The organism is Fictibacillus sp. NRS-1165 (genome assembly GCF_050468105.1).
Lineage (GTDB): Bacteria > Bacillota > Bacilli > Bacillales > Fictibacillaceae > Fictibacillus_C > Fictibacillus_C terrinigri.
Genome location: NZ_JBDPNU010000019.1, coordinates 119,614 through 139,712 on the forward strand (window position 1 = coordinate 119,614; position 20,099 = coordinate 139,712).

The 20,099-nt window shown below is 46.9% G+C and carries 16 protein-coding genes and 1 pseudogene; 15 read left to right on the forward strand and 2 right to left on the reverse strand.

The window, feature by feature from the left end; genetic code table 11:
* The first annotated feature begins 98 nt into the window (after positions 1 to 98).
* From ABHN01_RS07650 to ABHN01_RS07690, 9 genes are all read left to right on the forward strand, one after another.
* Positions 99 to 1,388: an amidohydrolase gene (locus ABHN01_RS07650; protein ID WP_429875038.1), complete on the forward strand. Its 1,290-nt coding sequence runs from the start codon at positions 99 to 101 to the stop codon at positions 1,386 to 1,388.
* Between the two features lie 513 nt (positions 1,389 to 1,901).
* Positions 1,902 to 2,840 carry a ketopantoate reductase family protein gene (locus ABHN01_RS07655; RefSeq protein WP_429875039.1) on the forward strand — a complete coding sequence of 313 codons (939 nt, stop codon included), beginning with the start codon at positions 1,902 to 1,904 and terminating at the stop codon, positions 2,838 to 2,840.
* A 129-nt stretch (positions 2,841 to 2,969) separates the two neighbouring features.
* On the forward strand, positions 2,970 to 3,797 hold the full coding sequence (gene speE, locus ABHN01_RS07660; RefSeq protein ID WP_429875040.1) for a polyamine aminopropyltransferase: 828 nt from the start codon (positions 2,970 to 2,972) through the stop codon (positions 3,795 to 3,797).
* A gap of 92 nt (positions 3,798 to 3,889) precedes the next feature.
* Positions 3,890 to 4,765 (forward strand): agmatinase, encoded by an 876-nt coding sequence (gene speB, locus ABHN01_RS07665; protein WP_429875041.1) that lies wholly within the window; start codon positions 3,890 to 3,892, stop codon positions 4,763 to 4,765.
* Positions 4,766 to 4,894: 129 nt separating this feature from the next.
* Positions 4,895 to 6,646, forward strand: coding sequence for a PAS domain-containing sensor histidine kinase (locus tag ABHN01_RS07670; RefSeq protein ID WP_429875042.1), 1,752 nt, complete (start codon positions 4,895 to 4,897; stop codon positions 6,644 to 6,646).
* A 174-nt stretch (positions 6,647 to 6,820) separates the two neighbouring features.
* Positions 6,821 to 7,264, forward strand: coding sequence for a DUF1934 domain-containing protein (locus ABHN01_RS07675; RefSeq protein WP_429875043.1), 444 nt, complete (start codon positions 6,821 to 6,823; stop codon positions 7,262 to 7,264).
* Complete coding sequence (gene argS / locus ABHN01_RS07680; RefSeq protein WP_290397712.1) at positions 7,261 to 8,931, forward strand: arginine--tRNA ligase; 1,671 nt, start codon at positions 7,261 to 7,263, stop codon at positions 8,929 to 8,931. The genes ABHN01_RS07675 and argS overlap by 4 nt, the downstream gene beginning before the upstream one ends.
* A 138-nt stretch (positions 8,932 to 9,069) precedes the next feature.
* On the forward strand, positions 9,070 to 9,243 hold the full coding sequence (locus tag ABHN01_RS07685) for a XapX domain-containing protein (protein WP_290397713.1): 174 nt from the start codon (positions 9,070 to 9,072) through the stop codon (positions 9,241 to 9,243).
* 19 nt (positions 9,244 to 9,262) lie between these two features.
* Positions 9,263 to 10,021, forward strand: a complete 759-nt coding sequence (locus tag ABHN01_RS07690; RefSeq protein ID WP_429875044.1) for an alpha/beta fold hydrolase — start codon at positions 9,263 to 9,265, stop codon at positions 10,019 to 10,021.
* Here ABHN01_RS07690 and uvsE read toward each other — a convergent pair.
* Positions 10,014 to 10,967: pseudogene (uvsE, locus tag ABHN01_RS07695) on the reverse strand (UV DNA damage repair endonuclease UvsE). The gene ABHN01_RS07690 and the pseudogene uvsE sit on opposite strands and share 8 nt — an antisense overlap.
* Positions 10,968 to 11,038: 71 nt before the next feature.
* Positions 11,039 to 12,241, reverse strand: coding sequence for a cardiolipin synthase (gene cls, locus ABHN01_RS07700; protein WP_429875045.1), 1,203 nt, complete (start codon positions 12,239 to 12,241; stop codon positions 11,039 to 11,041).
* Positions 12,242 to 12,467: 226 nt separating this feature from the next.
* Between cls and ABHN01_RS07705 the strand changes: the two genes are divergently transcribed.
* From ABHN01_RS07705 to meaB, 6 genes are all read left to right on the forward strand, one after another.
* Positions 12,468 to 14,615, forward strand: coding sequence for a heterodisulfide reductase-related iron-sulfur binding cluster (locus ABHN01_RS07705; RefSeq protein WP_429875046.1), 2,148 nt, complete (start codon positions 12,468 to 12,470; stop codon positions 14,613 to 14,615).
* Between the two features lie 130 nt (positions 14,616 to 14,745).
* A complete protein-coding gene (locus ABHN01_RS07710; RefSeq protein WP_429875047.1) occupies positions 14,746 to 15,942 on the forward strand; it encodes an acetyl-CoA C-acetyltransferase in 1,197 nt (398 codons plus the stop codon).
* A 2-nt stretch (positions 15,943 to 15,944) separates the two neighbouring features.
* A complete protein-coding gene (locus tag ABHN01_RS07715; RefSeq protein WP_429875048.1) occupies positions 15,945 to 16,796 on the forward strand; it encodes a 3-hydroxybutyryl-CoA dehydrogenase in 852 nt (283 codons plus the stop codon).
* 30 nt (positions 16,797 to 16,826) lie between these two features.
* Positions 16,827 to 17,969, forward strand: coding sequence for an acyl-CoA dehydrogenase (locus tag ABHN01_RS07720; RefSeq protein ID WP_429875049.1), 1,143 nt, complete (start codon positions 16,827 to 16,829; stop codon positions 17,967 to 17,969).
* 19 nt (positions 17,970 to 17,988) lie between these two features.
* On the forward strand, positions 17,989 to 19,131 hold the full coding sequence (locus ABHN01_RS07725; RefSeq protein ID WP_429875050.1) for an acyl-CoA dehydrogenase: 1,143 nt from the start codon (positions 17,989 to 17,991) through the stop codon (positions 19,129 to 19,131).
* Between the two features lie 10 nt (positions 19,132 to 19,141).
* Positions 19,142 to 20,095 carry a methylmalonyl Co-A mutase-associated GTPase MeaB gene (gene meaB / locus ABHN01_RS07730; protein WP_429875051.1) on the forward strand — a complete coding sequence of 318 codons (954 nt, stop codon included), beginning with the start codon at positions 19,142 to 19,144 and terminating at the stop codon, positions 20,093 to 20,095.
* Positions 20,096 to 20,099 lie beyond the last annotated feature (4 nt).

Here is a 20,099-nt window from a genome sequence, read left to right on the forward strand (position 1 = left end):
TATCTAGTATGGGAGAGTTAAGCATCTTCTAAACGTAGATAGAGAGGGAAATGTTATACTTGTCCCATAAAGATGGACGAAACGGGAGGAGCATAACGTTGATATTAAAAAATGCACGGTATCTTAGTGAGGCGGACGGAACCTGGACGACGAAGCAGGATGATATTCTGATAGAGGGAAACAGAATTGAGGAGATCGGCAGCCTGGAGCTTCTGTACAGCGAACATGAAGTATGGGATGTAAAGGATTTTCTCATTATGCCTGGACTCATCAATGGGCACCAGCATACCCCAATGTCGTTGCTGCGCTGCTACAGTGACGATCTGCCTTTAATGGACTGGCTCAATAAGAAGATGCTGCCTGCAGAGATGAAGATGACGAGCGGCGACCGGTACTGGGGAGCGATGCTTTCCATGGCGGAAATGATCAAAAGCGGAACGACCGCTTACGCGGATATGTACATCGACATGGATACGATAGCAAGAGCGGTGGAGGAGGCTGGAATACGCGCATCGCTTGCAAGAGGCATGATTGCGATGGACTCCAACTACAGTGACCGGATCGAGGAATCAAGGGCTCTTGTAAACCGCTGGCATGGAAGCGCTGATGGACGGATTACGGCGATGGTCGCCCCGCATTCTCCCTACATGTGTCCGCCTGATTTCTTGAGTGACGCTGTAAAGCTGGCAAAAGAACTGGATGTGCCGCTGCATACCCACCTTGCCGAGACCGCTGATGAGCGCAGGATCATTAAGGAACGGCACGGCATGAGCCCCGTCGAATACTTGGAGTCGGCAGGATTTTTTGAAGATACAAGGGTTGTTCTTGCGCACGGCGTACACTTTACGGAAGCAGACCTTTCGATTCTCGAATCGGTTCATGGCGGAATCATTCACAATCCGGTGAGCAATGCCAAACTCGGGTGCGGAACAAGCAATGTGGTTGAACTGGCTCAGAGGGGAATGAAGGTAGGACTCGGAACAGACGGTCCGGGAAGTGCGAGCACGCTGGATATGTTTATGGAAATGAAGGCAGCAGCCTGGATGCAAAAGCTCCTACATGGCGATGCTTCTGCCCTCTCTGCTCATGAAGTGTTGACCATGGCAACAAAAAATGGGGCTGAAATACTGGGGATCGGCAAGGAAACCGGAAGTATTGAACCCGGGAAAAAAGCGGATATCCTGTTTCTGAACATGAACCAGCCTCATCTCCTGCCGGCGCATCATGATGCCTCTCTGCTTGTGTATGCCGCAGCTGGACAGGATGTAGATTCTGTCATGATCGATGGAAAGCTTGTTATGAAAAATCGCGAACTGCTGACGATGGATGAGGAAAAGGTGATGTTTGAAGCGAAGCAAAGCGCGGAAAATCTTTTAAAGCGGCTCTAATGAGTAAGGCTGACAAATTTTGATAATGATGGTATGATAAAAGCAGAAACGTAATAAAATAAGACCGCTGGCATGGCGGCCAGCGGCTCAATAGTCGGTTCTCCCCAGGGGGATCGGCTAAGATTCAAAGCAAAGCGAGAAAAATAGACCGTTTCCTTGAGTTGGGGCTGAAGGGCGGTCTATTTTTTATGCGACAAAACAGAAACGATAAGGGACGCAAAAGCGACCGCGAACATAAGCGCTTCGAATATCGTCAGAGGCATCACCCCCTTTCGCGTAAAGCCTGTACACGATTGGTTGCAGCTTCAGCTTATAGAGAGTGCGCCGACCACCCCAAGGAACCTATACTATTGTCTTCCCATTATACCATCCGCTGCGGGATTGCATTCAATCTTAAAAAAGTTAGGAAAAAAGGCCGTGATCGAAAGCTGCTGATTTATTTGGGTATCCATTTACTTTGCGGTACTATAAAAATGAGAAAGTTCTGAATTAAAAGAAGGCAGGGTGAGCGAAATGAAGGTTGTTGTGTTTGGAGCAGGCGCGTTGGGAGTCTATTTTGGGGGAAGATGGCTTCAGGCTGGCCACCAGGTCTCCTTTTTAGTAAGGGAAAAGAGAAAGAAGGAGATTGAGGAGCATGGTCTGTATATCCATAGCGTGCAAGGAGATTATAGGTTAAATGAACCTGATCTTATCCTTCGGCCGAAAGAAGTGGAGAGCTGTGATCTCGTATTGCTTTCCGTCAAAGGCTATCACTTGGAAGAGGCGCTTCCTATTTTAAAGCAGCTCGTAGAGATAGGGGCGCGTATTCTTCCTCTTCTGAACGGGATCGAACATATTTATAAGCTGCAGGACGAGCTTGGAGAAGAGGCGGTGATCGGCGGCCTGGCTTTTATCATCGCAACCTTGGACGAAAAAGGACATGTGGTTCATACGAGCGTCCAGCATGACATTGTTTTCGGGCCGCTTGCTGCTTCCCAGCAGAAAATGTGTGATTCTCTATCTCGGATGATGGATGCAAGCAACATGAACGCTTTACTGAGCTCTGATATGATTAAAAGCCTCTGGCAAAAGTATATGTTCATTACAGCATTCTCTGGAGTTACAACAGCTGCCAATCTGCCCATTGGTAAAATACGGGAACAGGGAGAAACGATCAAGCTGTTCCGTGCCGTGCTGACAGAGATGAAGAACCTTGCCAACGCGTTTCATGTGAGGCTGGAAGAACAGGACATTGAGGAGACGATGGCAAAAATGGAGGGCCTTGCTTACGAATCTACTTCATCCATGCATCAAGACAGGCGGAAGGGCCTGCGGCTGGAGGTCGATCACTTACAGGGAGGTGCATTGAGGCTCGCTGCGCAAAGCAAGCTGAAGCTGCCGTATATCGAGACTTTGCACGCGTTAATTAAGCCTTTTGAAGAAGGTGCTGTCTCAGTTGGAGCCAAACCGTAGATCGATGAGCTCTCAAGTGAGGGGTTTAACTGAAATTGCGTGTGGAATAACAAAAAAGTAAATGCTATAATCGTTATGTTTGTTGAAAGAACAACGATGCCTGGCATCTCAAATAGAGGAGTGATGAACGTGGAACTATGGTTCACGGAAAAACAGACGAAAAACTTTGGGATCACTGCAAAAATTAAACGTACATATGTGACGGAGCAAACAGAATTCCAAAAGCTGGATATGGTGGAAACAGAGGAGTTCGGAAACATGCTTATTCTTGACGGCATGGTGATGACCACGCAAAAGGACGAGTTTGTTTATCATGAGATGGTCGCACACGTACCTTTGTTTACTCATCCGAAACCAACTCAAGTTCTGGTTGTTGGCGGCGGCGATGGCGGTGTGATCCGTGAAGTCTTGAAGCACCCTTCCGTAGAGAAGGCAACACTGGTTGAAATCGATGGAAAAGTGATCGAGTATTCCAAGCAATACCTCCCTGAAATTGCTGGTGATCTGGATAACCCGCGGGTAGAAGTAAAAGTGGACGATGGCTTCATGCACATCGCAACTAGCGAGAACAAGTATGATGTCATCATGGTCGACTCTACTGAACCGGTAGGACCTGCTGCGAAATTGTTCGAAAAAGGCTTTTACGAAGGGATTTCAAGGGCTTTGAAAGAAGACGGAATCTTTGTCGCCCAAACGGACAACCCTTGGTTCACACCGGAACTCATTTCAAAAGTGTTCAAAGACGTTAGCGAAATCTTCCCGATCACGCGTCTTTATACCGCCAATATCCCGACATACCCAAGCGGACTTTGGACGTTCACGATTGGTTCCAAACAATACGACCCGCTCGAAGTCAACGAAGAGCGTTTTCATGACATCGAGACCAAATACTGGACAAAAGATCTCCAGAAAGCAGCTTTTGCACTTCCGAAGTTTGTAGGAGATCTGATTAAGTAAAAGAAAACTTCACAGATATTAATAAACGAGGCATTGCGCATGTAAAGCCGGCAGCTGAAGCCACACAGAAAGAGAAAGGGGCGACCACAGTCATGCGATTTGACGAAGCCTATTCTGGAAATGTTTTTATTTTAAGCAAGCAGGATTATGAAACAGCCGATGCGGTTCTATACGGAATGCCGATGGACTGGACGGTATCCTTCCGTCCGGGTTCTCGTTTCGGCCCTGCAAGAATCCGTGAAGCCTCTTTAGGGCTTGAGGAATACAGCCCTTATGCGGATAAGCATCTTGAAGAAGTCAATTACTTTGATGCGGGTGATATCCCGCTTCCTTTCGGAAATCCGCAGCGCAGCCTTGATCTTATCGAAGAATATGTGACAACATTGCTGGATGCCGGGAAATTTCCACTGGGCATGGGCGGAGAGCACCTCGTTTCATGGCCGATCTTTAAGGCGTTAAAGAATAAATACAATGATTTTGCCATCATCCATATTGATGCCCACGCGGATCTGAGGGAGCAGTATGAGGGAGAGCCTCTTTCCCACTCTACTCCTATACGAAAAGCGTGCGGACTGATTGGTGCGGAGAATGTTTACTCTTTCGGTATTCGATCAGGAATGAGAGAAGAGTTTCAATTCGCCAGAGAGTCCGGTATGCATATGCATAAGTTCGATGTGGCGGAGCCTTTGAAAAAGGTATTACCGACGCTTGCTGGCCGCAATGTTTACGTAACGATCGACATTGATGTGCTTGATCCTGCCCATGCACCTGGGACGGGTACGGCTGAGGCAGGAGGGATTACATCCAAAGAATTGCTGGAGGCTATCCATTTAATCTCTGAGTCTGACATCAACATCATTGGTGCTGACTTGGTTGAAGTAGCCCCAATCTATGATCCTTCTGAACAAACGCCGATCGCTGCGGGTAAATTCCTGAGAGAAATTCTTTTAGGCTGGGTGAACAAATAATAATGAATGAAAAAAGACTGAGCCAATTGTTGGTTTTAGTCTTTTTTTGTCGAAAAAAAGTAACAATATTGTGTCTATTTTGATATAGTTAAAAAGGTGAATAGATGAAAGCGGAAAGGAGCGACGGAAATGGGAAACGAGCTTACAAGGTCTCCGATGCCCTTTATGCATCAGCTGTCGGATGCGGTCATCCTTCTTACACATGATTTTTGTATACACGAGATGAATTCAGAAGCTGTAAAAATGACAGGCTGCACTTTACCAGAGCTGAAGGGCCTTTCCATATCAGGCCTCCTTCCAGACTTGAATAAAAAACGAAATGAACAGCAAACCATACTGTCTGGCGATACGCATGACCCGATGCTTGTAGATGTGAATATAGATGATTTAGGAACAGATGAAAAATATAAAGTGTGCATTCTCAAACCTGTAAAAACAGAAGCTACAGATGCTTTTCAGGAAGACCTGCTGGTTGCCTTAACAAATATTGTGCCAGACTTTATCGGGATTAAGGACGGAGATGGGAAATTTGTGTACGCCAACAAATTTTCTGGTGAAATGTTTGGCTATCCTCATACGGAATTTGTCGGAAAAACAGATGCTGAGCTTGGCCGATTAATTCCATATTTTAAACCGGTGTTCGATTATTGTATAGAAACCGATGAAGGTGTTTGGCAAGGAGGCAAACTTCAGCGTTGTGTTGAAAAAATTCCGGCTCCTTCGGGCGACAGAATTTTTGATGTATACAAAATTCCTGTCTTTGATGATGAAGGCAGTCGAAAAAACTTGCTTGTTTTTGGACGGGAGATTACGGATCAGGTATCTTCCCATGAAAAACTGCAGGAAAGCGAATCGAGATACAGACTGCTTGCTGAAAACTCTACCGACATGATTTCTACTCATAACGTGGAGGGGGAAATGCTATACGTCTCACCTGCGTGCGAACAGCTGCTCGGATATACCCCGCAGGAATTGCTGTCCAAAAAAGCCTTTTCTTTATTTCATCCAAGCGATATGAGAGCTTCGCTACAGGTGCATGAACAGCTGTTAAGAGGGGGCGAGATCAGCAACTTCCAATTCAGGCTGAAGAGCGTAAACGGAGAATACCGCTGGGTTGAAGCCACGTGCCGAGGAATTAAAGATGAGACGACCGGTACGGTGATTGAGATCATTGCCGTCACGCGGGATATTTCCGAACGTCTGGAGGCGGAAGAACTGCTTCGCAAGTCTGATAAACTATCCATTGTCGGCCAGCTTGCTGCATCGGTTGCTCATGAAATACGGAACCCCCTGACCGCACTAAAGGGGTTTATCCAGCTCTTCCAGTCCAAAGGAATTGTGGACTGTGAAAAATATTATGGCATTATGCTGGATGAGCTGAACAGGATTGAGCAGATCATTACGGAGTTGCTCATCCTTGCGAAGCCTCAATCCAAAAAGGTGGAAAAAAAGGACATTAAAGAGCTCATCCATTATGTTGTCGATCTGCTGGACCGCCAGGCTCTTGTCCACAATGTCCATATCGTATGTGACCTGGGCGAGAATCTCCCATTGATTGATTGTGTGGAGAATGAATTGAAGCAGGTGTTCATTAATTTAGTAAAAAATGCGATTGAAGCGATGCCGGATGGCGGCATCATACATATCGACAGTAAGCGCCAAGGCAGAAACATTGAAATTATTATTCAAGACCAGGGATGCGGAATTCCGCCTGAAAGCCTTAAGAAACTGGGTGAACCATTCTATTCTACAAAAGAGAAGGGAACCGGGCTGGGATTGATGACCAGCTATAAAATTATCCAGGAGCATAATGGCGAGATCATCATAGAGAGTCATCCCGGGAAAGGAACGGCTGTAAAAATAAGCCTTCCAATCCGTTGACGCACTTCGAGAAGGAGAAGTGCGTTTTTCTTTGTTTTAGGGTAAGGTTGAAGAAATAGGGAAGAATCCTTTATAATAGTTGAGTTATATACAATAAACACATGAGATCGAGGTACAGAAACAGATCAATGCTTCTGTATTTTTATAGAAACGATAAAAAGGACGGATCCGACAATGGGTGGACAAGAAGCTGTGATTTCGGTCAATTTAATAATGGAAACCGTCATACAGCATGCGAAGGAAAAGGATGTACATAAAGGCGAAGCAACAGGAACCCTGTACCGTAAGGGAGATAGCACATATCTTAAGTATACGGAAGTTATAGAGGGCGCCGGTTCAGTCAACAATGTAGTTAAAATGAACCATGAAGGGATTGTCATCTTAAGGAGCGGCAGTGTGGCAATGCGTCAGAGGTTTTTGATCGGCCAGACGACGCAGGGAATGTACGATACTCCTTATGGCCAGCTATGGATGGAAACCACCACACATCAGATGAATTTCCGCTGGAACCAGCAGAGCAAAGAGGGCGACTTGCTCTTAAAGTACGGACTTGTGCTGCAGGGTGAAGACACAGGCAACTATACAATAAAGATCAATTTTCAGGAGGCGAAGGCATGAACGTTGTAGATCAGGTAAAGCTCCATTTAAAGCAAGAAATAGAAGAAGCAGTCATTAAGGCAGGATTGGCAGAAAGAGAACAGCTTCCAGAGGTTGTTCTTGAAATCCCAAAGGATAAGTCTCATGGAGACTACGCGACTAACATGGCGATGCAGCTGGCTCGCATTGCCAAAAAAGCACCAAAAGCGATCGCTGAGGAGATATTGAATCATTTCGATAAAAGTAAAGCTTCCATCAGTAAGCTTGAGATTGCAGGACCAGGATTCATTAACTTTTATATGGATAATGCCTACCTGACCGACTTGGTTCCAGCAATCCTTCAAGCAGGGGAGAACTACGGCAGAACAGAATTCGGCGGTGGGAAGAAGGTGCAGGTAGAGTTTGTTTCGGCGAATCCGACAGGAACCCTTCACCTTGGGCATGCGCGCGGAGCCGCTGTCGGGGATTCACTTTGCAACATTCTTGACCGTGCAGGTTATGATGTCTCCCGTGAATATTATATAAATGATGCAGGAAATCAGATTAATAACCTTGCTTATTCCATCGAGGCTCGATATTTTCAGGCTCTTGGGCAAGAAAAAGAAATGCCGGAGGACGGATATTTCGGTAAAGATATTATCGAATTCGGAAAAGACCTCGCTGAAGCGTATGGTGACAAATGGGCTGCAGCTGATGAAAAGGAGCGTTTCAACTTCTTCCGCCAATACGGGCTCGAGAAGGAACTTGAGAAGATCAAACGCGATCTGGCTGAATTCAGGGTTGGTTTTGATGTATGGTACTCTGAAACGTCCCTGTATGAATCCGGAAAGATCGACAAAGCCCTCAAAAAGCTGAAAGACGCGGGGGTTGTATATGAGGAAGAGGGGGCAACCTGGTTCAGAACCACAGACTTTGGTGACGATAAGGACCGCGTGTTGATTAAGAATGACGGATCCTACACGTATCTTACACCGGACATCTCCTATCACCAGGATAAGCTTGACCGCGGTTTTGAGAAGCTGATCAACATTTGGGGAGCGGACCACCACGGGTATATCCCTCGGATGAAGGCGGCCATCGAGGCGCTCGGCTATAACCGTGAACAGCTCGATGTATTGATTATCCAGCTTGTTTCCCTGTTCCAAAACGGGGAAAAAGTAAAGATGAGCAAACGTACAGGTAAAGCGGTAACCTTGAGGGATCTGATGGAAGAGGTTGGCATCGATGCGACTCGTTATTTCTTCGCGATGAGAAGCTCTGATACTCATCTGGATTTTGATATGGACTTAGCGGTTTCAAAATCAAACGAGAATCCGGTCTTCTATGTACAGTACGCGCATGCCCGCGTATGCAGCATGCTGCGCCAGGGCGCAGAGATGGGCTTATCGTACAGTGGAGAGCTCGATCTTTCTCACATCTCATCAGAAAAAGAATTTGAACTGCTCAAAAAGCTGGGCGAATTCCCGGCTGCCATTGACGAGGCGGCAGACAAGATGCTGACGCACCGGATCACCAACTATGTCTTTGAACTTGCATCTGCCCTGCACAGCTTCTACAATGCAGAGCGAGTACTCGATGCTGAAAACAAAGAAAAATCTGCGGCGCGCTACGCGTTGATGAAAGCCACGCAAATTACGATTGAAAATGCATTGAAGGTTGTCGGTGTCTCCGCACCGGAGCGGATGTAAATAGAGTAAGGCCTGCTGTTACTGACACAGCAGGCCTTTTTTTATGTCCGGCGCTTGTCGCCCCTGATCAGTGCGCTTGCGCATTTCTATGGATAAACACCGTGTTCCAGGAAACCATAAACGGAGGAGGAATGCATAATGAAGCTTGTTGTTTTAGCACTGATCACAGGAGCAGCCGTAGGCCTTGTATTTGCTCTATTTAAGCTCCCCATTCCGGCTCCGCCTGCTTTGTCCGGCATTGCCGGAATCGTAGGGATCTATCTTGGTTACAAGATGTACACCTGGTTATTTTCATTTTTTATAAAGCCATGATTAGAAAGGGGATGGCACCATGGAAAGAAAGGACGTCAATACATTTTACAGGGAGTCAGGATCCGGTTTTCCGCTTGTTTTGATCCACCCTCCCGTACTTACTTCCCGTATTTTCAACTATCAGCATACGGAGCTAAGCCGGTGTTTCAGAGTGATTACATACGATATACGGGGGCATGGAAACACGCCTTGCACCAATCCCTCTTTCTCCATCCAAACGTTGAGTGACGACCTGCTCGCTTTGCTTGATGAGCTGGGAGTTGAAAAGGCTATTGTCTGCGGGTACTCTGCAGGCGGTACGATTGCACAGGATTTTGTTCTGCGTTATCCGGAGCGGGTGCACGCCCTTGTGATCAGCGGTGGTTTTCCAGAGGTGGCTTCCTGGTTTGTGGAACAAGAATTCCGGCTGGGGATCCATTTCGCAAAACATCATCCACTGCTTCTGATCAATAGCTTAGCCTGGTCACATCAAGTGACTGCAACTGACAGGCATGAAATCGCAGAGGAATGCAAAAAAGGGAGCCCGAAGTTCTGGCGCCGCTTTTATGAGGAATGTTTTGACCAAAGCTGCACGAAAGCTCTGCCGCAGATCAAAGTACCTTTGTTATTGTTCTATGGCTCACGGTGCTTTCATTTCCTGCCTTATCAAAAGATCTATCAAAGACTCGTCCCTCAAACAAAAACCGTTATTGTACCGGGTGTATTTCATCAGATTCCGGTGAAAAAGCACCACTTCTTTAACCAAACCCTGACAAAGTGGGCCAAATCCATCAGATGACCAAAGTGCCTCCCGTCATCTGTTTGATCCCCCTAACCTTTGCAAGTTCACTGATCAATCGAATGAGCGCAAGATCTTTTTGTTTTGCCTCGATCATGACATCCAGCTCATCCGTAAATGGTTTGATCATTTTAAAAAAAGGCATCACATAATCCAGGCTTACGAAGTCATGATGGCTCCGATAGGCCTTTTCTGTTTTCGGGGAAGAAAGATGGACTTTGGGGGGGCGTCCGGTTCCTTTCCAAGTGGCAATAAAACGGGGAAGCAGGTCTTCCAGCGGGATGGAACTTGGATTTGACATGTGATGGTGGAAATCGAACATCATAGGAATTCCTTCTGCTTCACAAATTTCCAGCGTTTCTTCCGTCGTATACGTTTTATCATCATTCTTTAACGTCATGGCTTGTTTGATGAGAGGAGGCAGCCTTTTTATATTTTCATAGAAACGTGCAATAGAGGCTTCTTTGTCTCCATAGGTGCCGCCGACGTGGATGTTGATTCGGGCTTCTTTTTCCAGGCCCATGGCATTAAGCAAATTGTAATGATACTCCATGTCTTTCACTGCATTACGAGTGATATGCTCCTTGGCGCTTGTAAAGAGGGTGAACTTGGTTGGGATGCAGGCTCACACGAAGGCCATGGTCTTTCACGAGGTCTCCAACCGCACGGAACTCATCGGCCGTATGCTTTAAATAATCCCAATTCACGTCGGGATGGGTCGCCAGCGGAACGATGGAAGAAGACATCCGATATAAAGGAAATTGGGATGCGATATTATAGTGGATGATTCGAACTGTATTCTTTAAATTCGTTTTCGTAATGAAAATCAACCGCTGTTCCCGTTCCTTTTTTCAAGCTTCGACCAAGTGGCAAACGTCATCGTTTTGGAAGGAGATGAATCGAAAAGGGAAAGCGCGGTGGATACATAACCGAAAGATACAAGCATTCCAGAACCCCCCCTTGAAGTCTAGTCATTCTATTGTTTCTTTCACCTTATAAGCGTTATTTAAACAAAACTTATAAAAAAGGTGCAAAGGACTTCGCTGTCTGCATTTTTATTTTAGTCCACAGGGAAGGCTTATCCAGAGCAGACACATCCATAATCACTGAACGGGCCAAGTCATCCTCAATGGTCTTCAATGCTGACCGAATCAGTTTCTGATCAGTGAAAACGCAGTTGACCTCTGAGTTGGTAAACAAGCTTCTCAGATCAAAATTGGCGGTTCCAATATCACAGATGTTTTCATCGACCATAAAAACTTTGGCATGAAAAAAGCCTTCATAGTACTGATATACGTGCCCACCCGATTTTAACAGTTCCCGTATAAATGGATAGGAGGCTTCCTTTACAAGAGGATGGTCTGATTTCATCGGGACAAGCAGAGTGACCTCTACCCCTCGTTTCAGTGCATCTAGGAGAGCGTTTTGCAGCTTGGCGTCGGGTATGAAATAGGGTGATCCGATGAAAATTTTCGTTTCGGCCTGTTCAATCTGCTGCAAGAAGAACAAGTAGATCTGTCTGGTTGAAAAAAGGGAGGTAAATGTCTGTGTCCCCTCATCAAGCGCCGGAAAGTAAGAATCACCGCTCAGTTTTTCCGCGCTGGCCGCTTCCCAATCAAGGAGGAACTGCTCCTGAAAGGCGTGAACAACAGGGCCATGCAGCTGCAGATGATAATCGCGCCAGTCGCCAAGCTTCGGATCTCTTCCTAAGTACTCATCTCCGACATTGAATCCCCCAGTGAATCCTTTTTTGCCATCGATGATCGTGATCTTCCGATGGTTTCGCCGGTTCAGCTTATAAAAAAAATAAGGAAACCCGGGCTTGAAGCTGTAGGCAAATTGAACGCCTGCCAGCTTCATTTCATGTATGGCCTTCTTTTTAAGAAAAAAACTGCCCAAATAGTCAACGAGAAGCCTTACCTTTACACCCTCTCTCGCCTTTCTTTTGAGAAGTGACGTCATCTCCTTGCCGATGCAGTCTTCATTGAAAATATAAAATTGAATATGTAGATGATGGGTTGCTTGTTCTATTTCTTCAAATAACGTATCGAAAAACTCAGTCCCTGTTGTAATAAGAGACGCTTCTCCTGTATAGATGGCAGGTTCGTCTAATTCCTTCTTCACCACATTTTTTTTGCCCAACCGAAAATCGAGCCAGATCAGCACCGCAATCATAGCGGCAGCAAGCAGAAGAGTTAAAAACAAGTATAAGATGGCCATCGCGGTACTTCCTTTCTGATAGAAATCGAAATCAGTGTAAATAGTATCCCCAAATACGGTGTCAGGCACCCCAAAAAAATTTTTAAAATAATATTGACTGAATGCTCATTCATTTCTATTATTTATGTTATAATGGTTTCAGAAAATTCCACCCTTTTTGAATAATCATTCTTGTTATAGACAGGAAAAGGGAGGGCAACAGACAATGATGAAGGGAGCATAATTGATGAACGGTTTACAGATCTTGAACTGGATTGCCTTTATTCTTGTAACCGCTTACGCCATCTATTTGTTTGCATATGTGGTGAAAACTCGTTACGAATTCATCAAAATGGGTAAAAAAGTCGAATTTGACCATACCGTGCAGGAACGGATCCAAGCTGTGCTTGTCAATGTATTCGGTCAGAAGAAGCTTTTGAAAGATAAAAAGAGCGGAATCATCCATGTGTTATTTTTCTATGGGTTCCTCCTTGTCCAATTTGGTGCGATTGATTTTATTTGGAAAGGGCTAGCCCCTGGGTCGCACCTTCCGCTTGGTCCTCTTTATCCCGGATTTACCTTTTTTCAGGAAATCGTAACTTTCCTCATCCTAGCAGCGGTCGTTTGGGCATTTTACCGCAGATATGTCGAAAAGCTAGTACGCCTTAAACGGGGATTTAAAGCAGGTCTCGTGTTACTGTTCATCGGAGGATTAATGATTTCCGTCCTTCTCGGCAACGCCATGGAAATCCTTTGGCATGATCTGGAGCTCGAATGGACGGCGCCGATTGCTTCAAGCCTCGCCTATATCCTTGGCGGGCTGCCAGAGGCTGCGGCCGTCACCATATTCTTTATCTCCTGGTGGATTCATCTACTGTTCCTTCTCACGTTCCTTGTCTATGTGCCTCAGTCCAAGCATGCTCACCTAATCGCGGGCCCGCTCAATGTATGGCTTGGGAGGAAGGATAAAGTTGGGAAACTTTCATCCATTAACTTCGAAGATGAAACTCAGGAAGTATTCGGAGTGGGCAAGGTAGAAGACTTTAACCAGAAGCAGCTTGTCGACTTGTATGCATGTGTAGAATGCGGCCGCTGTACAAATGTGTGTCCGGCAACCGGTACAGGCAAAATGCTCTCGCCGATGGATATGATAATTAAAGTAAGGGATCATCTCACTGAAAAAGGAGCAGCGGTTACTTCACGCACACCATGGATGCCATCTTTTGCTTTCGCGAATACAAAAGGCAACCAGATTGCTTTTGAAGCCGCAGCAAAAGGACAGGGCGCTAAAGAGATGGCTGCTGCAACAGACGGAAGCTCTGCGTTCAAGTTTGAATATAATATTGAACTGATCGGCGAGGTCATGACCGAAGAAGAGATCTGGGCATGTACTACTTGCCGAAACTGTGAGGATCAATGCCCGGTGATGAATGAGCACGTGGATAAAATCATCGACATGCGCCGCTATCTTGTTCTGACGGAAGGAAAGATGGAGGCCGATGCCAAACGTGCCATCCAAAATATTGAAAAGCAAGGAAACCCATGGGGCATTTCCAAAAAAGAAAGAGAAAACTGGCGCGAGCTTCGGGAAGATGTTTCGATTCCTACCGTAAAAGAGATGGAGAAGGCCGGTGAAGAGTTTGAATACTTGTTCTGGGTCAGCTCCATGGGGGCCTACGACAACCGAAGCCAGAAAATCGCGCTTGCTTTTGCAAAGATCATGAATGAGGCCGGCGTCAAGTTTGCCATCCTTGGAAACAAGGAAAAGAACTCCGGGGATACGCCTCGCCGAATCGGAAACGAGTTCTTGTTCCAGGAAATCTGCAACAGCAACATCGCGTTATTTGAAAAACATAATGTGAAGAAGATCATCACGATTGATCCGCATGCCTATAACACCTTTAAAAATGAGTATCCGGAGTTTGGTTATGAAGGTGAGGTTTATCACCATACCGAGCTTTTGGCAGAGTGGATTCACGAAGGCCGCATCACACCGAAGTTTGAAGTGGATGAAGTCATCACTTATCATGATTCCTGCTATCTCGGGCGCTATAACGAAGTGTATGAGCCGCCTCGTGAGATATTGAAGTCCATCCCTGGAGTAAAGCTTGTTGAGATGGACCGAAATCGGCAAAACGGCATGTGCTGCGGTGCAGGCGGCGGTATGATGTGGATGGAAGAAAAGGCAGGACAGCGTGTTAACGTCGCAAGGACTGAGCAGGCACTGGCGGTTAATCCGACGATGATCGGAAGCGGCTGCCCATACTGCTTAACCATGCTGAGCGATGGAACGAAAGCCAAAGAAGCAGAAGATCAGGTTCAAACATTGGATGTCGTTGAAATTCTTGAACGTTCCTTGTTTGGCTCATCAAAAGAAAAAGAATTGGTGCAATAAGAGGTTAACCTGCTGTCGATTGGCAGCAGGTTAACCCATGAATCTTTGTTGACCGAGCGTTCGCTCGGGACATCTTGTAAGCGTTTTAATCAATCCGGATTCAGCTTTTTAATAAAAGGAGTGATTTTTCATGGGTAAAACAGTCATTGTCAGCGGTGTACGTACACCAATCGGTAAGTTTGGCGGAGCTTTAAGCACTTTATCTGCATCTGATCTTGGTGCAGCAGCGATTAAAGAAGCGCTGCAAAGAGCGGATGTCAATGCGGGCCAGGTAGATGAACTGATCATGGGCTGTGTGCTGCAGGGCGGACAGGGTCAGATTCCTTCCCGTCAGGCTGCCCAGAAGGCAGGCTTGCCATGGGAAGTGAAAACAGAAACCATCAACAAAGTCTGTGCTTCCGGAATGAGGAGCGTAACCTTAGCTGATCAGATCATCCGTGCCGGTGATGAAGAAGTGATTGTAGCCGGCGGGATGGAGTCGATGAGCAATACACCTTATATTCTTCCAAAAGCTCGCTGGGGCTATCGTATGGGAGACGGGCAGGTGAAGGACTTGATGACACATGACGGACTCACTTGCTCCTTTACAGGCGTTCATATGGGAACATACGGCAATGAAGTGGCGCAGGAGCTTGAAATTTCACGTGAGAAACAGGATGAGTGGGCATTAAGGAGCCATCAAAGAGCGGTTTCCGCCACTGATGATGGCACGTTTGCTGAAGAAATCGTAGCGATAAAGGTGCCTCAGCGCAAAGGAGAGCCGATTTCTGTAACAGCGGATGAAGCACCAAGAAAAGATACAACTTCTGAACGTCTGGCTAAACTGGCCCCTGTTTTCTCCTCAACAGGAACCATTACAGCAGGAAATGCACCTGGAGTAAACGACGGTGCTGCAGCGCTGGTCCTCATGTCTGAAGAGCGGGCACATAAAGAAGGAAAAGAAGTGATGGCCACTATCCTCGGAGCTGCGGCAATTGCCCTTCAAGCGAAGGATTTTCCAAAAACACCGGGCTTAGTCATCAATGAATTGCTGAAGAAAACAGGAAGAACCCTTGAAGAAATCGACTTATTTGAGATTAACGAAGCTTTTGCAGCAGTAGCGTTGGCCAGTGCAGAGCTTGCGAACCTTGATCTGGAAAAAGTAAACGTGAACGGCGGAGCGGTAGCCTTAGGGCATCCGATCGGAGCAAGCGGAGCGAGAATCATTGTTTCATTGATTCATGAACTGAAAAGGCGCGGAGGCGGCCTAGGGATCGCATCCATCTGTTCAGGCGGCGGCCAGGGCGATGCTGTATTGATTGAAGTGAAATCATCAAAGGGGGAATAAGAATGAACGTCAAAACCATCATGGTAATTGGAGCCGGGCAAATGGGCTCAGGTATTGCTCAAGTATGTGCGATGGCAAACTACAAGGTTTACCTTCACGACCTAAAGGAAGAGTTTGTCCAAAAAGGCATGGAATCTATTTCACGGCAGCTAGCCCGCCAAGTGGAAAAAGGAAAGATGGCAGCAGATGAAAGGAAGGCTGTTTTAGAGCGCCTGCACCCTTCAACGGACATTCAAAATGCTGCAGATGCGGATTTGGTCATTGAAGCAGTCATCGAAAATATGGACGTGAAAACCCAGGTGTTTAAGATGCTGGATGAAATGGCGCCGGAACATGCCATTTTGGCCAGTAACACCTCTTCCCTTCCCATTACTGAGATCGCCGCTGTCACGAATCGGCCGGAACGTGTCATCGGCATGCATTTCATGAATCCTGTGCCGGTAATGAAGCTGGTTGAAATTATCCGGGGGCTCCAAACGAGCGATGGGGTCTATCAGGTCATTGAAGAAGTGACGAAACAAGTGGGCAAGGTTCCGGTGGAAGTGAATGATTTTCCAGGCTTTATTTCCAACAGGATTTTAATGCCGATGATCAATGAAGCGATTTTTGCCCTCTATGAAGGTGTAGCGGAGCCGGAAGCGATCGATGAAATTATGAAACTGGGTATGAATCATCCGATGGGTCCCCTGACATTGGCGGACTTTATCGGCCTCGATACATGCCTTTACATTATGGAGACACTCCAGGAAGGCTTTGGCGATGATAAATACCGGCCTTGCCCGCTTCTCCGCAAGTATGTGAAGGCAGGCTGGCTTGGCAAGAAATCGGGCAAAGGGTTCTACACCTATAACTGATGAGGAACGCTTGAACAGGGGGGATGAGACGTGAACCTCACGTTTACAGAAGAACAGCTCATGATGCAAAAAATGGTGCGTGATTTTGCACAAAAAGAAATTGCGCCTATCGTGGATAAAATGGATGAGACCGATCAGTTTCCAGCAGAGGCCGTCAAAAAAATGGGCGAGCTCGGACTAATGGGCATACCCATCCCGGAAAAATATGGCGGTGCAGGCATGGACTTCACCTCCTATATTATTGCCATTAATGAATTGTCAAAGGTGAGTGCGACGGTCGGCGTCATTCTTTCTGTTCATACAAGCTTAGTGGCTAATTCCATCTACTATTTTGGAAATGAAGAGCAAAAGCAAAGGCTTATCCCTAAACTGGCCGGCGGTGATTATCTTGGTGCTTTCGGCCTGACAGAACCGGGTGCCGGATCCGATGCCGCTGCTCTGAAAACGAAAGCTGTGAAAAAGGGTGATAAGTACATCCTGAACGGGTCTAAAATCTTCATCACCAATGCGGGTGCGGCACATCTATACATCGTTTTTGCTTCGACCCATCCTGAGGCTGGCCCAAAAGGAATAGCAGCGTTTATTGTCGAAAAAGGCACACCGGGCTTTTCCGTCGGAAAAAAAGAAAAAAAGATGGGGCTGAACGGATCCAACACATGTGAGATTATCTTTGACCAGGCCGAGGTTCCAGCAGAAAACCTGCTGGGTGCAGAAGGGGAAGGCTTCAAAATTGCAATGAGCAACCTGGAAGCGGGACGGATCGGAATTGCTGCACAATCGCTTGGAATCGCGGAAGCAGGGCTTCAGCATTCTCTGGAATACGCGAAAACCCGCAAACAGTTCGGAAAGCCGATCGGCGCCCAGCAAGGCTTGGCGTTCATGCTCTCTGATATGGCCACAAGAGTGGAAGCTGCCAAACTATTAACCTATCGTGCAGCACATATGCGTACGATGAACCAGCCGTGCGGAAAAGAAGCTTCAATGGCCAAACTGTACGCTTCACAGGCAGCGATGAAAACGGCCATCGATGCTATACAAGTACACGGGGGATACGGCTATACGAAAGAGTATCCGGTGGAGCGGCTGTTCAGGGATGCCAAAGTATGTGAGATCTATGAAGGAACAAGTGAGATCCAACGGGTCGTGCTGAGTAAGCACTTAATACAAGACTAAACAGGGAGGCAAGAGAAACATGCAATTTCAACTATCTGAAGAACACGAAATGATCCGCAAAATGGTGCGTGACTTTGCAAAAAATGAAGTAGAACCGACAGCTGCAGAAAGGGATGAAGAAGAACGGTTTGACCGCAGCCTTTTTGACAAGATGGCTGAGCTTGGGCTTGCAGGTATCCCTTGGCCGGAAGAATACGGCGGAATCGGAGGAGACTATCTTGGATATGTAATTGCGGTGGAGGAGCTTTCCCGCGTGTGTGCATCAACAGGTGTAACTTTGTCCGCGCATACCTCGCTTGCCGGCTGGCCGATCTTTAAATTCGGTAGTGAAGAGCAAAAACAAAAGTTTCTTCGCCCGATGGCAGAAGGGCAAAAAATGGGAGCCTATGGCCTGACAGAACCGGGATCCGGATCTGATGCCTCCAATATGAGAACAACAGCGCGAAAAGACGGCGGCGATTACATTATCAACGGGTCTAAGATTTTCATCACCAATGCAGGAGAGGCTGAAATTTATGTGGTGTTTGCGATGACCAACCAATCCGCAGGACACCGCGGCATTTCTGCATTCATCATTGAAAAAGGTACACCGGGCTTCTCCTTCGGCAAAAAAGAGAAAAAGCTAGGGATCCGCTCTTCACCGACATTGGAGCTCATTATGGAAGACTGCAGAGTTCCTGCAGAAAACTTGCTCGGCAAAGAAGGAGAAGGCTTCAAGATTGCCATGATGACGCTTGACGGCGGAAGGAACGGAATCGCTGCACAGGCAGTCGGTATTGCTCAGGGAGCGCTGGATGCTGCGGTTACCTATGCCAAAGAAAGAAAGCAGTTTGGAAAGTCCATCGGCCAGAATCAAGGAATTGGATTTAAATTAGCCGACATGGCAACGAAGGTCGAAGCGGCAAGGCTTTTAACCTATCAAGCTGCATGGCGTGAAAGCCAAGGGCTTCCATATGGAAAAGAATCTGCGATGTCCAAACTTTTTGCAGGTGACATTGCCATGGAAGTAACGACTGATGCTGTGCAAGTATTCGGGGGATACGGGTATACAAAAGAGTATCCCGTTGAACGGTATATGCGAGATGCGAAAATCACTCAAATCTACGAAGGAACACAGGAAATCCAGCGATTGGTTATCTCCAAAATGCTGCTGAAGGATTAAGGAGGAGAACATGCACCCATTGGCCGAACGCATTAAAAATAAAGACGAACGAGCGCTTGCGAGAGCCATTTCCTATGTTGAGAACGACCACCCTGAGAAGCTTGAACTGTTAAAAGACATTCATAGCCTTCGGAAAAAGGCCCATTTTGTCGGACTTACCGGTTCTCCAGGTGCAGGCAAGAGCTCCCTGGTCAACCGGCTGATGACCTTTTTGCGCAGCCGGGGCATGACGATCGGAGTGGTGGCGGTTGATCCGACCAGTCCGTTTAGCGGCGGAGCCATTCTCGGTGACCGGGTGAGGATGAGTGAACATTTTACAGATCCAGATGTGTTCATCCGGAGCATGGGAACAAGGGGAAGCCTGGGCGGTCTTGCCAGGACAACAAAGGAAACCGTTCGGCTGATGGATGCCTATGGCTTTGACGTGATCCTCATCGAAACAGTGGGGGTTGGGCAGTCTGAGCTTGACATTATGAAGATTGCCGACAGCATTGCTGTAGTATTAAACCCGGGTAGCGGAGATGTTGTTCAAGTTTTCAAAGCTGGAATTATGGAAATTGCCGACCTGTTTGTCGTTAACAAAGCCGATCTCCCCGGTGTGCCTAAGCTTTTATCTGAAATTGAAGCGATGCTTGATCTAGTGAAGCATGATGCACCCTATCGTCCGCCGATCGTTCAGACGATATCTGTACAAAATAAGGGGATGGAGGACGTATGGGATCAGCTGAGTGCCCACCGCCGATATTTGGAGGCCAGCGGTGAAGGAGAAGAGCGGCGGGTACACAGCCTCAAACAGGAAGTGATCGAAGTTGTGCATTACGAACTGATGCGCAGCCTCTTAATAGAAGAAGAGAGTAAGGGATATCCATGGCTGGCTGATGTCCAGCGGGGAAAGCTGGATCCGTATTCGGCGGCCGAAAAGGTCCTTGAGGATTGGTATAGAAACCAGGACAGAAAAGAGTGATGGT